The 14,055-nt window shown below is 70.1% G+C and carries 13 protein-coding genes; 10 read left to right on the top strand and 3 right to left on the bottom strand.

The genetic code is table 11. The features are described from left to right. From VGH85_24105 to VGH85_24130, 6 genes are all read left to right on the top strand, one after another. On the top strand, positions 1 to 1,245 hold a 1,245-nt coding region (locus VGH85_24105; GenBank protein ID HEY2176904.1), incomplete at its 5' end, for an ABC transporter substrate-binding protein. A 36-nt stretch (positions 1,246 to 1,281) separates the two neighbouring features. Further along, on the top strand, positions 1,282 to 2,238 hold the full coding sequence (locus tag VGH85_24110; protein HEY2176905.1) for an ABC transporter permease: 957 nt from the start codon (positions 1,282 to 1,284) through the stop codon (positions 2,236 to 2,238). After that, on the top strand, positions 2,235 to 3,122 hold the full coding sequence (locus tag VGH85_24115) for an ABC transporter permease (protein ID HEY2176906.1): 888 nt from the start codon (positions 2,235 to 2,237) through the stop codon (positions 3,120 to 3,122). The genes VGH85_24110 and VGH85_24115 overlap by 4 nt, the downstream gene beginning before the upstream one ends. After that, positions 3,119 to 4,126 (top strand): ABC transporter ATP-binding protein, encoded by a 1,008-nt coding sequence (locus tag VGH85_24120; protein ID HEY2176907.1) that lies wholly within the window; start codon positions 3,119 to 3,121, stop codon positions 4,124 to 4,126. Before VGH85_24115 ends, VGH85_24120 begins: the two co-directional genes overlap by 4 nt. Then, on the top strand, positions 4,123 to 5,166 hold the full coding sequence (locus VGH85_24125) for an ABC transporter ATP-binding protein (protein HEY2176908.1): 1,044 nt from the start codon (positions 4,123 to 4,125) through the stop codon (positions 5,164 to 5,166). The genes VGH85_24120 and VGH85_24125 overlap by 4 nt, the downstream gene beginning before the upstream one ends. Before the next feature lie 4 nt (positions 5,167 to 5,170). Continuing rightward, entirely contained in the window at positions 5,171 to 6,949 is a 1,779-nt protein-coding gene (locus VGH85_24130; GenBank protein ID HEY2176909.1) for a gamma-glutamyltransferase, read from the top strand. Here the strand turns inward: VGH85_24130 and VGH85_24135 are convergent. Then, positions 6,931 to 7,302, bottom strand: coding sequence for a helix-turn-helix domain-containing protein (locus tag VGH85_24135; protein HEY2176910.1), 372 nt, complete (start codon positions 7,300 to 7,302; stop codon positions 6,931 to 6,933). The genes VGH85_24130 and VGH85_24135 overlap by 19 nt on opposite strands. A gap of 74 nt (positions 7,303 to 7,376) precedes the next feature. Here VGH85_24135 and VGH85_24140 point away from each other — a divergent pair, with 74 nt between their 5' ends. After that, positions 7,377 to 8,003 (top strand): malonic semialdehyde reductase, encoded by a 627-nt coding sequence (locus tag VGH85_24140; protein ID HEY2176911.1) that lies wholly within the window; start codon positions 7,377 to 7,379, stop codon positions 8,001 to 8,003. A gap of 12 nt (positions 8,004 to 8,015) precedes the next feature. Here VGH85_24140 and VGH85_24145 read toward each other — a convergent pair whose 3' ends face one another. Together VGH85_24145 and VGH85_24150 are read right to left on the bottom strand one after the other, a co-directional pair. Beyond that, complete coding sequence (locus VGH85_24145) at positions 8,016 to 8,402, bottom strand: STAS domain-containing protein (protein ID HEY2176912.1); 387 nt, start codon at positions 8,400 to 8,402, stop codon at positions 8,016 to 8,018. 233 nt (positions 8,403 to 8,635) lie between these two features. Beyond that, a complete protein-coding gene (locus VGH85_24150) occupies positions 8,636 to 11,308 on the bottom strand; it encodes a LuxR C-terminal-related transcriptional regulator (protein HEY2176913.1) in 2,673 nt (890 codons plus the stop codon). Positions 11,309 to 11,451: 143 nt separating this feature from the next. Between VGH85_24150 and VGH85_24155 the strand changes: the two genes are divergently transcribed. The 3 genes from VGH85_24155 to VGH85_24165 all read left to right on the top strand — a co-directional run bounded on the left by VGH85_24155 (position 11,452) and on the right by VGH85_24165 (position 14,008). Continuing rightward, a complete protein-coding gene (locus VGH85_24155) occupies positions 11,452 to 12,432 on the top strand; it encodes an MBL fold metallo-hydrolase (protein ID HEY2176914.1) in 981 nt (326 codons plus the stop codon). Further along, the gene (locus VGH85_24160; protein HEY2176915.1) at positions 12,429 to 13,127 is read left to right on the top strand and encodes an SDR family oxidoreductase; all 699 of its coding nucleotides are present in this window, start codon (positions 12,429 to 12,431) and stop codon (positions 13,125 to 13,127) included. Before VGH85_24155 ends, VGH85_24160 begins: the two co-directional genes overlap by 4 nt. A gap of 80 nt (positions 13,128 to 13,207) precedes the next feature. Next, on the top strand, positions 13,208 to 14,008 hold the full coding sequence (locus VGH85_24165; protein HEY2176916.1) for an aldo/keto reductase: 801 nt from the start codon (positions 13,208 to 13,210) through the stop codon (positions 14,006 to 14,008). The last annotated feature ends 47 nt before the right edge of the window (positions 14,009 to 14,055 follow it).

The raw sequence follows: 14,055 nt of genomic DNA on the forward strand, positions 1-14,055 counted from the left end.
TTCAGCGACGGCACTCCGCTCAACGCCGCGGCCGTGCGCACGAGCATCGACCACTACCGCAACACGACCGGCTCCAGCCGGGAGGCGGAACTGGTGCCCGTGAAGTCCGTCACGGTCACCGGGCCGTACGAGGTCCAGATCAAGCTCAAGACGCCGTACCCGTCACTGACGAGCATCCTGGCCGACCGCTCGGGGATGGTCCTGTCCCCCACCCGACTGCGCAAGCTCGGTCTCGATTTCGCGCAGGCACCCAGCTGTGTCGGCCCGTTCAAGCTGCAGAGCCGGCGTTCGGCCAACGAGATCGACCTCGTGAAGGACCCGGACTACTACGACACGAAGAGCGTCAAGCTGCAGAAGGTCGTCTACCAGGTGATCTCGGACCCGAACGTCGCGCTGGCCAACCTGCGGTCCGGTGCCACCGACGTCGCCGAGATCTCGCCCATCGTCGCGTCCACGCTGAAGCGCAATTCAGTCCACGTCCTCAGCACCGTTGGGCTCGGCGACGTGCACATGACCATCAACTCCGGCAACGTGCACGGCAGCGGCGAGCCGCCGGGCAAGGTGCACACTCCGCTCGGCAGCGACCCACGGGTCCGACAAGCGCTGGAGCTGGCGATCAACCGCAAGCAGTTGGTGCGGATCGCCTTCGGTGGTCTCTACGCGCCCAACTGCTCGCCGATCCCGCAGAACTCGCCGTTCTCCACCCCGCAGACCCGACGCTGCCCGCCGGCCGACCCGGCGAAGGCCCGGGCGCTACTCGCAGCCGCGGGTGTGAAGACGCCGTACCACGTGGAGCTGAAGACGACGACTCTCTCGCTCGACCAGCGACTCGGGCAGGTGTTGCAACCGATGCTCGCGAAGGCGGGCTTCGACCTGACGCTGCGCTCGGAGGACCAGTCCACCGTGGTCGCCGACCAGGATGCAGGCAACTTCCAGACCAGCATCTCCGACTGGTCCGGCCGGCTCGACCCCGACACCAACTTCCTGCAGATCGTGGGGCCGTCGAACTCAGCCGGATTCTCCGACGCCAAGATCAACGCGCTCATCAACCAGGCCCGGCAGACGACCGACGTGCACCGGCGCGGCCTCATTTACGCCAAGGTCATGGCCCGAGTCCACCAAGTGGAACCGGCGATCGTGCTCGCACAGATCGCCGAGACCGCCGTGTCGCGCCGCGGTGTCACCGGCGTGCACATCTTCAACGACGGGCTGATCCGGGTCGACCGGGCCTCGATCACGAATTGACCGACACCGTCACGACCAGATGAGGGAGTTCGTGTCATGGCACGGATCTTGCTGAGGCGAGCCGGGGAGTCGCTTGCGACCCTGTTCCTGGCGAGCCTCGTCGTCTTCCTCGGCATCCGCGCCATTCCGGGGAGCCTCGCCAACACCCTGGCCGGCGAGCAACAGGACCCGAAAACCATCGCCGCGATCAAGGTCCAGTACGGCCTCGACCAGAACGTCATCGTCCAGTACTGGCACTACCTGCAGCAGATGGTCAGCGGCGACTTCGGCGTCTCGGCGACGACCGGCATCCCGATCGGGCAGAACATCAAGCAGGCGCTGCCGATCACGGTGGAACTCGCCGGGCTGAGCATCCTCATCGCCGCGGTCTTCGGGGTCGCCGTCGGTGTGCTGGCCGCCGTACGACGGGGACGCCCGAGCGGCTGGGTGTCGAACGTGCTCGCGCTGCTCGGGATGTCGATCCCGCACTTCTGGTTCGGGGTCGTCATGATCCTGGTGTTCGCGATCGCGATCCCCGTCCTGCCGTCGTCCGGTTTCGTTCCGCTCACCACCAGCATCGGCGGCAACCTGCAGTCCATGATCCTTCCGGCCCTCGTACTCGGCACCGGGCTGGCCGCGGTGCTGATGCGCCAGACCCGGTCGTCGATGCTCGAGTCGCTCGACTCCGACTACGTGCGCACCGCACGCGCCAAGGGGATGCCGGCGCGAACCGTGATCTTCGTGCACGCGCTGCGCAACAGCCTGATCACCGTGACGACGATCGCCGGTCTGCAGCTCGGCGGGCTTATCTCGGGCGCCGTCATCGTCGAGCAGGTCTTCGTGCTGCCGGGCATCGGCAAGCTGACCGTCGACTCGGTGTTCGCCCGCGACTACCCGACCGTCGAGGCGGTCGCCCTGATCATCGCGCTGGGATACGTGGTGGTGAACCTTCTCGTCGACGTCGTCTACACCCTTATCGATCCGCGGATCCGGCTGCGAGGTGCCACCGCATGACCAGCACCATGCCCATCGTCGACCCGGCCCGGCCGGTCGCGGCGCCGTCGTGGCGCGCGGCCCCTCTCGGTCGCCTCCTGCGTACCCCGATGGGGATCGCCTCGACGTCCGTATGCGGCATGCTGGTGCTGATCGCGGTTGCTGCCCCGCTGCTCGCGCCGGACGATCCCGCCCAGACGTTCGCCACGTTGTTGTCCGGCCCCTCCTGGCACCACCTGCTCGGCATCGACGATCTCGGCCGCGATGAGCTCTCCCGCCTGGTCTACGGGATCCGGTCGTCCTTGGAGGTCGGAGTCCTCTCCGTCCTGCTGGCTAGCGTTGTCGGCGTACCGCTGGGCATGATCGCCGGCTTCTACGGGCGCTGGGTCGACACCGTCGTCTCCCGGCTCACCGACACGGTGCTGGCCTTCCCGTCGTTGATCCTCGCGGTGGGAATGGCCGCGATCCTCGGGCCGTCGTTGACCAACGTCACGATCGCCCTCGCCATCGGCTTCGTACCGACCATGGTGCGGGTCGCGCGCGGGGAGACGATGTTGCTCAGGGAGCGGGACTACGTGCGCGCTGCGGTCGCCAACGGCGTGTCCGACCCGGTGCTGCTCTACCGGCACATCCTGCCCGGTGCGTCGCCCGCGTTGATCGTGCAGGCCACGGTGGCACTGCCTGCGGCGATCATCGGCGAGGCAGGGTTGAGCTTCCTGGGTCTCGGCGTACAACCACCGGGTTCGTCGCTGGGGGTGATGCTCGCCAACGCGCAGCAGTTCTACACGACCGATCCATTGCTCGCGATCCTGCCCGGGGTGACGATCGTCGTCGCCGCCCTCGCGTTCAACCTCTTCGGTGACTCGCTGCGCGACGCCCTCGACCCGAAGCGGGTGGCGCGATGAGCGCGCAGCCGGTGCTCGACGTACGGGACCTGTCGGTCACCTTCGCGGCGGGCGGGCGTTCAGTCTGCGCCGTCGACAACCTCAGCTACCAGCTCGGCGAAGCCGAAACCGTCACCATGGTCGGCGAATCCGGCTGCGGAAAGTCGGTCTCCGCGCTCGCGTTGGTCGGCCTGCTCCCGGCGACCGCACGGGTCACCGGGACCGCAAGGCTGGCCGGCGAGGACCTGCTCGGTGTCGGTGAGCGGCGGCTCAACGACATCCGCGGCCGGGACATCGCCGTCGTGTTCCAGGACTCGATGTCGTCGTTGAACCCGGTGTTGAGCGTCGGGCGGCAGATCGGGGAGGTGCTGCGCAGGCATCAGGGGCTCAGTCGCGGCGCCGCGACGCGCCGATCCCGCGAGCTGCTGGACATGGTGGAGATCCCCGCGGCCGAGCGGCGGCTGCGGGAATACCCGCACCAGCTCTCCGGCGGCATGCGGCAACGGGTCGCGATCGCCATGGCGCTGGCCTGCATCCCGAAGGTGCTCATCGCCGACGAGCCCACCACCGCCCTCGACGTCACCGTCCAGGCCGGGATCCTCGACCTGCTGCGCTCCCTCCGCGACGAGCTCGGCATGTCGATGCTGCTGATCACCCACGACCTGGGAGTGGTCGCCGACAGCGCGGATCGGGTCGTGGTGATGTACGCCGGCCGCCCGGTCGAGTCGGCGGCCGTGCACGAGTTGTTCCGCTCGCCGGCACACCCCTACACCTCAGGCCTGTTGGGAGCCGCCCCGTCGCCGGCCGCCCGCACGAGCCCGACCGGCCTCGCCGAGATACCGGGCACGGTTCCGACGCTCGCGAGCCCGGCGCGACTGTGCTCCTTCGCCCCCCGGTGCACGGCCAGAGGTCGCCGCTGCGACGCCGACCGACCGGACCTGCAGGCAGTCGCCGACGCACATCACGCCGCGTGCTGGTATCCGGTGTCGGCACCGTCCGACCACCACGCCGAGGAGTTGTCGTGATCCGGTCCGATCGCCGTGACCTGGTCCTGGACGTCCAGGACCTGAGGCAGGTCTTCCCGAGCAGGCACGGACCGCTGACCGCGGTGGCCGGGGTGTCCTTCTCGATCGCTGCGGGAGAGGTCGTCGCCCTGGTCGGCGAATCCGGCAGCGGCAAGTCGACGATCGCCAACTGCGTCACGAGGCTGCAGAAACCGTCGAGCGGCACGATCTCCTTCGCCGGCCGGGACATCACCCGCCTGTCCCGTCGCCGGATGCGCCCGGTACGCCGTGATCTGCACGTCGTACTGCAGGACCCGTCGGCATCGCTGAACCCACGGATGTCGGTCGGGCGACTCATCTCGGAGCCGTTGCTCACCCACCGCATGGCGACCCGCGCGACGGTGGGCGACCGGGTCGTGGAGCTGATGGGCCAGGTCGGACTCCCCCCGGACTACGCCGAGCGCTATCCGCACGAACTCTCCGGAGGCCAGCAGCAGCGCGTCTCGATCGCCCGAGCGCTGTCGGTCGAGCCCAGCCTGCTGGTCGCCGACGAGCCGACCTCGGCCCTCGATGTGTCGGTGCAGGCGTCCATCCTCAACCTGATCCGCCGACTCCAGCGCGAAAAGGGCTTCGCCTGCCTGTTCGTCACCCACAACCTCGCTGTCGCGGAGTTCATCGCCGACCGGATCGCGGTGACCTACCTCGGCCGTATCGTCGAGATGGCCGACGCGACGCAGATCTTCACCGATCCGCGGCATCCCTACACGCAAGCCCTGCTGGACGCCGCGCCACTGCCCGACCCGCAGGCGCAACGCAGCCGCCGTCGAGCCGCCTCCCGTGGCGAGCAACCGAGCCCGGCGAACCCCCCTCCGGGCTGTCCGTATCACACCCGGTGCCCGGCCGCGGTCGAGCGCTGCCGCACCGAGCCCCCGCGCCTGCAGACCAAGGGAGCTGCGGGTTCCGGATTGGTCGCCTGCCACCTGGTGACCGACGACGGGGTCGCACCCGACATCATCGGTAGGTCCGGATCCACCCCGCAGGCCCAGTACGGAGGCAGCTAAAGCGATGCGCCAGACGACGCGACCGACACTGCGCGGCACATTCGGGATGGTGGCCTCCAGCCATTGGCTGGTCTCCTCGGTCGCGATGGGTGTGCTGGAGCGCGGCGGCAACGCCTTCGACGCGGCCGTCGCCGGTGCCTTCATGGAGCACGTCGTCGAGCCGAACGAGAACAGCCCGGGCGGCGACGCGAACATCCTCTTCGCCAGCGCCGCCGACAACGTCCCGACTGTCCTATGTGGACAGGGACCGGCACCGGCCGGCGCCACCATCGACCACTACACCGGGCTCGGTCTGCGGGCGGTGCCCGGCACCGGAACGCTCGCCGCAGCGATTCCGGGGGCTGTGGTGGCGTGGCTGACCCTGCTGCACGACCACGGCACCATGACCCTGCGGGAGGTGCTGGATCCGGCCATTGGCTACGCGGCCGATGGGCATCCGATCATCGCCGACATCTCGACGAAGGTCGCCGGGATGGAGGAGATGTTCCGCAGCGAATGGACCACCTCGGCCGAGCTCTATCTGACCCGCGGCCGGCCGCCGCTCCCCGGTGAGATGCACCGCAACCCGGCGCTGGCGGCGATGTGGCAACGCCTTCTCGCCGAGGCGGAGGCCGGGACGTCGGACCGCGACGCCCAGATCGAGCGGGCCCGCCGGATCTGGTCGGAGGGATTCGTCGCCGAGGAGATCGACGCGTTCGCCCGCCGGCCGGTGATGGACTCGAGCGGGCAACGGCATGCCGGAGTGCTCACCGGCGCCGACCTCGCCGGCTGGCGGGCGCCGTACGAGTCGGCGCTGACCTACCGCTACGGCGACTGGACCGTCGCCAAGGCCGGGCCGTGGGCGCAGTCCCCGGTCTTCCTCCAGCAGCTCGCGCTGCTGCCCGATCCGGGTCAGCTCGACTACGGCAGCGCCGACCTGGTGCACCGCGTCGTCGAGGGCGTCAAGCTCGCGTTCGCCGACCGCGAAGCCTGGTACGGGGACGGCTACGACACTCCGATCGACGGGCTGCTCTCCGAGGACTACAACAAGGACCGGCGCGACCTAATCGGCCCCGACGCCAGCGCTGACCTGCGTCCCGGTTCGCCCGGCGGCCGGATTCCGACACTGCCCGCCTACCTGCAGGCCGGCGCGCCCGAGCGGCCCGCCACCCCCGGCACGGGCGAGCCCGGCGAGGACTTCGTCGGGCGGAAGTCCGACGGCGACACATGTCACTTCGACGTGGTCGACCGGTGGGGCAACATGGTCTCCGGCACCCCGAGCGGCGGCTGGCTGCACGGCAACCCGGTGATCCCCGGGCTCGGCTTCCCGCTCGGGACCAGACTGCAGATGACCTGGCTCGAACCCGGCTTCCCCACCTCGCTCACGCCCGGCCGGCGCCCGCGCACCACACTGTCGCCCTGCCTCGCGCTGCGCGACGGCGTAGCGGCGATGGCGTTCGGCGTTCCCGGGGGCGACGCGCAGGATCAGTGGGCCTACAACTTCTTCCTCGGCGTCGCTGTGGGCGGGCTGTCACTGCAGGAGGCGGCCGACGCGCCCGGCTGGCACACCATGTCGTTCCCCAACTCGTTCTATCCGCGCAAGAGCCAGCCTGCCTCGCTCTTCCTCGAGGAACGGCATCCGGCGCATGTCGTCGACGAGCTCCGTCGGCGCAAGCACGATGTGACCGTCGTCGAGCCATGGTCACTGGGCCGCCTGGCGGCGGTGGCCCGCGACCCCGAGACCGGTGTCCTCTCGGCGGCCGCCAGCCCCCGGGAGATGCGGGCCTACGCGGTCGGTCGCTGAACCTGCGCGCAGCGCTCGGCGGAGAGGTTTTCCGCGGCCCAGGTGGTGAGCTCGGTCAGCGCCGGGAGCAGCGCCTGGCCGGCCGGTGTCAGCCGGTAGTCGACGGCGATCGGCGGCCCCTCGTCGACCGAACGCTGAACGAGCCCGGCCGCCGCCAGCTCGGACAGCCGCTCGGCGAGGACCGAGTCGCTGATCCCCCCGATCGCGCGCCGCAGCTCGGAGAAACCCGCCGGCCCGGAGATCAGGGTGCCCAGCAGGACACCGTTCCAGCGCTTGCCGAGGAAGCGGAAGGCGCGGGCCAGCGCCTCGTCGCACGCGCGCGGCTCGTGATCCACGTCACCGCCTCTGGCCATTGCCCCATCATAGCAACGTGCTAGCGTCGCCCTTGTTACTAGTTTTTTCGAAGCGACGAGGGAGATGAAAGCAGATGACCGATATCCTCGAGTCCCCGGCCACGCGGACCCTGGATCGCCTGGACGACGCGGGACGGGCCGTGCTGTTCACCGAGGCGCGCACCGCCAACACCTTCGCCCCGACGCCGGTCACCGACGCCGAGTTGCGCGAGATCTGGGACCTCGCGAAATGGCCGCCGACCGCAGCCAACACGCAGCCGCTACGGGTGCTCTACGTCCGCAGCGCCGAGGGACGGGCCCGCCTCGTCGAGCACATGAACGACGGGAACAAGGCCAAGACCGCGACGGCACCGGCCGTCGCCGTACTCGCCGTCGACTCCCGGTTCCACGAGCACATCCCGGCCGTCCTGCCCTACAAGCCGGAGCTCAAGGATGCCTTCGAGGCCGACGAGGCGATGCGCGGCAACATCGGCGGCTTCAGCGGCGCGCTACAGGCCGGCTACTTCATCATGGCCGTCCGCGCGCACGGTCTTGCAGCCGGACCGATGGGCGGTTTCGACGCTGCCGGGATCGACGCCGACTTCTTCCCCGACGGCCGGTGGCGTTCCGTCCTCGTCGTCAACATCGGGCACCCAGGAGTCGATCCGTGGCTCGACCGTCTCCCCCGCCTCGATCACGCCGACGTGCTGGAGTGGGCCTGAGTGGGGTTCGGATCAGTCCGCTGCCGACGTCGGCCAGCGCATGACCGGGTCGTCGGGAAGTCCGAGTAGGCGGCGCAGCGCGACGCTGGGATTCGTGAGCCGCAACTGCCCGGATGACCCGACGATCTGACGGAAGGCGGCGACCAGTGCGTTGACGCCGGCGCCGTCGCAGGCGGTGATCCCCGCCAGGTCGACCGTGATCCGCCAATGGCCTCCGTCGTGGAGCCATTCCATCGCTTCGCGCAGCCGGGCGGCCGTCGTGGTCGTGAGCTCCCCGCGGACCGTCAGCTCGGCGTGCGGTCCCGCGGTGATTGCGGACCATGCCAACAGCGGCGCCGGACCAGAGCGAACCGGCCGCGCAATGACCGACTGGGTTTTCCGCGACGTACTGCGTGCCATGCTGAGATCCTCGGAGAGGGACTACGACGACGACAACACCGCGTGCCTGCCAAATCGCGGTGGTTCAGTGGTGCGGCTGACGGACGACGCCGACTCCAACCATCTGAACTGTACGTCCACAACCCGGTCTGCCGACCACCGATCCCGAGTCCTGCCCGCGATTGCCACTTGTCTGATTGACCGGGAATCGACCGCTCTGCAGGCTGCGCCTCCGGCCCACAGTCGGGAAGAATTCACCTGGTCGCAAGACGGTTTCCACCTCTGCCGGATGACAGCAGCCGCAGGTCGCGGCCGCGCCGTACGGCGGACGATCGATCGGTCGCGCCGAGCTTGGTGTAGATGCGGCGGATGTGGGTGTTGACGGTGTTCGGCGATATCGACAGTTGCCCGGCGATTTCGGGCCGGGTGAGGTTGGTCGGCAGGTAGCGCAGCACCCGCAACTCGCTCGGGCTGAGTTCGTCGACCGGTTCGGGGGTGGCGGCCTGACCGGGCGCGCCGCCGTGGAGGGCGTCGAGGATGTCGGCGATCAGCGCTGCGTGAGCCGTGCCCTGCGGCGGCAGTGTGGTCAGCAGCTCCCACGCACCGGTCATCGCGAACGGCAGGATCAGCCGGTCCGGCTCGGCCAGGTGCAGCGCCCGCTCGACAGCCGCCCGGGCCGCGCGCCCGTCGCCCAGGTCTCGGCAGGCGAGCGCGTCCAGCAGGTGGGCCTCGACCAGGGTGAGGTAGGGGTTGACGGGCGCGGTGCCGTCAAGGACGGCCGCGAGCTCACGGCGGGCTCCGGCAGGGTCATGCTCGGCGAGGCGAATTGTCGCGGCGGCGTTGCGGATCTCACCGGCGGCGGCCAGCTCGTCGTCGACGGCGGCGAGAGTGGACCGGGCCTGCGCGACGTTGCCGAGCCGGACCTGGGTGGCGACCGTCCAGGCCATTACCCGCGAGGTCAGCGCGTGATGCCCGCGCATGAGCGCCTGCACCTGCCCGGCGGCGAGGAGTTCGGCGAGGGCCTCGTCGTACCTGCCGCGTACCGCCGGGAGGAGCGCCGAGATCAGGTGGACCAGTAGCTGCAGGCCCGGCTCGCCCCCGGCGGGCGTGGCGCGCCGGGCACGGGCCAGACACTCCTCGCCGTAGGTGAACTCGCCGGTCCAGATGAGGATCCCGGCGAGGGTCGCGTGCGCGGGAGCGCTCACCGGCTCGGCGTCCCAGCCGTGCCGGGCGGCAAGCGCGATGGCGTCCTGGCAGCGCCGCCGGGCCAGCCCGAAAGAGGCGCCGGTGGCGGCGAACCCGAGGTGGGCGAGGCACGCGACCTCCAGGTAGGGGCGGCCTATTTCGCGGGCGAGGGCGGCGCCTTCCTGGAGGTGACGTTCGCCGTCGGCCAGCCGCAGCGACCAGGCCTCGGTCACGCCGAGGTTCAGGAGGGCGACGGCGCGCAGGTCGCTGCCGAGGGCGACGTCGGCGTAGGACTGGCCGGCAGCCGACGAGGGCAGCGCATCGACCTGCTCGTACACGCCGTCGAAGTTTCCGCGCAGCCGCGCGGACAGCAGGTCCACCGACGCGATGGCCATCCGCAGCCGGTAGGACCGGTCGGGCGGTGTCGTCGCGGCGTACGCCCGGGCCACGTCCAGATGGGCGGCGGCCCGGTCGAGATGGAGTTGGTCGAGGTCGGCGATCGCGTGCACCAGGGCCAGCCCGGGGAAGTCTTCGCTCGTCCCGGCCGGGAAGGAACGCAGCAGCGTCGCCACGGTCCCGGCCTGGCCGTCGAGGGTGAGGCTGAGGGCGTGGTCGGTGAGCAGCCGGGCCGCCTCGGTCCAGTCACCGGCGGCCTGCAGGTGACGGATGGCGTCGGCGGTGTCGCCGTGGTCAGCGAACCACCGCGCGGCCAGCCGGTGCAGTTCCGGGACTTCCCGGGGGACGGTGCGGCGTAACTCCAGGCGGAGCAACCCGCTGAACATGTGGTGATAGCGGAACCAGGTCCGAGCGGGGTCGAGTGACACGACGAACGCGTTGGCGTCCTCGAGATCCAGCAGGAGACGTTCGGACCCGGTGGCGTCGGTGAGCAGGTCGGCCAGCTCACCGTTGACCCGGTCGAGCAGGGACGTGCGCAACAGCAGTCGTTGCACCTCCGGTGCCTGGCGCTCCAGCATCTCGGCCATCAGATACTCGGCGACAGTCCGGTCGCTGCCGGAGAACTCGGCGACGAACCGTTCGGGATGCGGGTGCCCGGCAAGGGACAGGACGGCCAGCCGCAGCCCGGCCGCCCAGCCCTCGGTCCGCTGGTGCAGCGTGGCCACGACCTCATCGGGCAGGGTGATTCCGCCGGCGATCAGTAGCGTGCGGGTCTCGTCGTCGGTGAACCGAAGCTGGTCGGCGCGGATTTCGGCCAGCTCCCCGGCAAGCCGCAGCTGGTGCAGATGCAGCGGCAGGTCACGGCGGGTGGCCACGATTGCGTGGACATCCGGGGGGAGGCTCGTCAACAGGGCCGTGAGCTGCTCGATGGCCTCCGCGGAGCGGAGCTCATGCAGGTCGTCGATGACTACGACGATGGGCTCCCCCGACCCGGCGAGCTCGGACAGCACCCTGTCCACCATGGCCGGGCCGTTGAATCCGGGCGCCGCGGGCGAGGGCTCGGAACCGCCGGTTACCGCGCGGACCGCGTCCAGCAGGGCGAGCCAGAACAGCTGCGCGTCGTGCTGGCCCGGCTTCACCGACATGAAGACGATCCGGCGGTCCTGCCGCGCCCGGTCGGCCCACGCGTGCAGCAGCGACGTCTTCCCGCTGCCGGCGGGCGCCGAGATGATCGTGACCCGCTTCCCGGCCGCGTGATCCAGCGCGGCGACCAGGTCGTGGCGGTCGATCAGCCCCGACCGGGCCGCGCCCGCCGCCCGGCCCTCGGCGGCCGACTTTTCGGTCATCGCGCCATCTCCTCAGGGACCTGCTCAGCGTAGGCCCCCGGTCGACCGCCGGTAGATCGCCGGAATCCGGTGACGACCTCTCACCTTCCCGGCGGCGAATCTGAAGGCCCTGATCGCTGCAGAACGGAACGGAAGTGATGATCATGGCTTCGTCGACGACATCCGCGGACAGCACCACACAACTGCCGGACTACGTCCCGGTACCGGAGTCCGCCTTCGGTCCGGCCCTGAACGAGCAGGGCTACTTCGTCGGCCGCGTCGAGCGCAACCTGTTCTGGGTCACCGACGGCACCTACCAATCGGCGTTTCTCGCAACGCCCGACGGAGTGGTCCTGTTCGACGCCCCGCCGACCATCGGTCACAATCTGCGGCGGGCCGTGGACGATGTCGCGGCGGCCGAGGGCATCGGCAACACCGTCACCCATCTGGTCTACTCCCACCACCACGCCGACCATGCCGGCGCGGCGAACCTGTTCGGCGACGACATCGTGCGCATCGGCCATGCCGAGACGCGGCGGTTGCTGCTGCGGGACAACGACGCGACCCGGCCCGCCCCGGAGGTCACCTTCGAGGACCGCTACACGCTCCAGGTCGGCGGCGAACGGGTCGAGTTGGCCTACCACGGGCCCAACCACTCGCCGGACAACATCTACATCCATTTCCCCGACCACGACGCGCTCATGCTCATCGACATCGTCAACTCCGGCTGGGTGCCCATCTACAACCTCAATCTCAGCGAGGACGTGCCCGGGTACATCGGCGCCCCGGACCAGGCGATGGCCTATCCCTGGACCCGCTACATCGGCGGCCATCTCGGCCGGCTCGGGACCCGCGATGACCTGGTCCTGCACCAGCAGTACATCGCCGACATCGTCGAGAGTTCGTACGCTGCGCTCGCCTCGGTCGACCCGACTCCCTACTTCGCCAAGTACGGCGCGAACGCCTGGGCCGGGGTGGGCGGCTACCTCGACGCCGTCACCGCGCAGGCCGCCGCACCGGTCATCGCCAAGTACACCGGCGTCCTGGCGTCGGCCGACGTCCCCGCATTCACCACCAGCACGACCTTCACGATCCTGCAGTCGATCCGCCTCGATCTGGGCACCGGCTCACAGGTCCACCCATGACTGGCGGCGAGATGACACACGAGCGCGTGGCGATCGTGACCGGCGCGGGGGGTGAGCTCGGCCGTGCGACGGCGCAGAAGCTGGCCGCCGCGGGGTTCGTGGTCGTGGGCACCGACCGCAACGAACAGGGCCTCAAGGAACTGCCCGGCGGCATCCGATCCGAGGTGGGCGACCCGACCGACCCGGCCGTGGCCAGAAGCCTCGTCGACCGGATCGCCGCCGAGGTCGGCCCGCCCGAAGTGCTGGTCAATACCATCGGCACCTACCACCTGGGCGACGCGCTCAGCGCGACGCCGGACGACCTGCGGCTGATGATCGACGTCAACACGGGCACTGCGTTGTGGCTGACCCAGGCCGTGGCGCCGTACATGCGCGAACGCGGTTCGGGTGCCATCGTGCACGTCGCCGCACGCCAGGGACTGGAGCCCACCGCCGGGATGGCCACCTACGGCGTCAGCAAGGCGGCCCTGGTGCATCTCACCCGCTTGCTCGACCTGGAGTTGCGCCCGCTCGGGATCCGGGTGAACGCCGTCGCGCCGCAACTCATCAACACGGCCGAGAACCGGCAGGCGCTGCCTCCCGACGTGCTGGCGCACGCGGTCTCACCCGAGGCGATCGCCGACGTCATCTGCACCCTCGTCGGTGACGCCGCAACGCCGGTCAGCGGTGCGGTCGTACCGGCCTACGGCGCCTGACGGTGGCCAGATCTCGACGCGAGCTCGGCGGGTCTTTCGCGCTCGGCTCATGGCGGGTGCGCCGGGCCGGGTACGGCACGATGCAGCTCAGTGGCGATGGGGCCTTCGGGCCGCCACGGGACCGCGACGAGGCGCTGCACGTGCTGCGCGCGGCCGTCGCGGCGGGGGTCGACCACATCGACACTGCGCAGTACTACGGCGCGGGCACCGTGAATCAGCTCATCCGCGAGGCTCTGCACCCCTACCCGGCCGGCCTGGCGATCGTCAGCAAGGTGGCCGCCCGCCGCGACACCGACAGCGCGCTGCGCCAGGGCATCGAGGACAACCTCGCAACGCTCGGCACCGGTCGGCTCGCGGCGGTGAACCTGCGCGGGATGAATCCGTCCGGGACTCCGGGCAGGCAGTTCGACGCCCAGCTCGCGGCACTGATCCAGGCCCGCGAGGAAGGGCTGATCGACGGCGTCGGGCTCAGCAACATCTCCCGCCTGCACCTGTTACGGGCGCTCGACCAGACCGATGTCGTCTGCGTGCAGAACCTCTTCAACCTGGGCGACCAGCACTCCCTGGACGTGCTCACCGAGTGCGAGGCACGCAACATCGCATTCGTGCCGTTCTGCCCGCTGGGCTGGCCCGGCGAGCAGCGACACCGGCTCCTCACGGATCCCAGGCTCGCCACGCTGGCCGGGCGGCTGGGCGCGACTCCGGCGCAGGTCTCCCTCGCCTGGCTGCTCGGTCTTGCTCCGAACGTCCTGCTCATTCCGGGCACCCGCACCCGCGCCCACCTCGCCGAGAACCTCGGCGCAGCCGACGTACGACTCGACGACGCGACCCGGGCCGAGTTGACCCGTCTTCCCCTCAGCCGGGTTGCCGTCAGCCGGTGAGTCGGTGGTTTCTGGATGGACGTGAAGTTACGGGAGTCTGAACGGTC

This window comes from Mycobacteriales bacterium, assembly GCA_036497565.1.
GTDB lineage: Bacteria > Actinomycetota > Actinomycetes > Mycobacteriales > QHCD01 > DASXJE01.

What these genes read in the sequence shown, in the direction of transcription:
- VGH85_24110 (HEY2176905.1), top strand. Translation starts at nt 1,282, where the DNA reads ATGGCACGGATCTTGCTGAGGCGAGCCGGGGAGTCGCTTGCGACCCTG.
- VGH85_24115 (HEY2176906.1), top strand. Translation starts at nt 2,235, where the DNA reads ATGACCAGCACCATGCCCATCGTCGACCCGGCCCGGCCGGTCGCGGCG.
- VGH85_24120 (HEY2176907.1), top strand. Translation starts at nt 3,119, where the DNA reads ATGAGCGCGCAGCCGGTGCTCGACGTACGGGACCTGTCGGTCACCTTC.
- VGH85_24130 (HEY2176909.1), top strand. Translation starts at nt 5,171, where the DNA reads ATGCGCCAGACGACGCGACCGACACTGCGCGGCACATTCGGGATGGTG.
- VGH85_24135 (HEY2176910.1), bottom strand. Translation starts at nt 7,302, where the DNA reads ATGGCCAGAGGCGGTGACGTGGATCACGAGCCGCGCGCGTGCGACGAG.
- VGH85_24140 (HEY2176911.1), top strand. Translation starts at nt 7,377, where the DNA reads ATGACCGATATCCTCGAGTCCCCGGCCACGCGGACCCTGGATCGCCTG.
- VGH85_24145 (HEY2176912.1), bottom strand. Translation starts at nt 8,402, where the DNA reads ATGGCACGCAGTACGTCGCGGAAAACCCAGTCGGTCATTGCGCGGCCG.
- VGH85_24150 (HEY2176913.1), bottom strand. Translation starts at nt 11,308, where the DNA reads ATGACCGAAAAGTCGGCCGCCGAGGGCCGGGCGGCGGGCGCGGCCCGG.
- VGH85_24155 (HEY2176914.1), top strand. Translation starts at nt 11,452, where the DNA reads ATGGCTTCGTCGACGACATCCGCGGACAGCACCACACAACTGCCGGAC.
- VGH85_24160 (HEY2176915.1), top strand. Translation starts at nt 12,429, where the DNA reads ATGACTGGCGGCGAGATGACACACGAGCGCGTGGCGATCGTGACCGGC.
- VGH85_24165 (HEY2176916.1), top strand. Translation starts at nt 13,208, where the DNA reads ATGCAGCTCAGTGGCGATGGGGCCTTCGGGCCGCCACGGGACCGCGAC.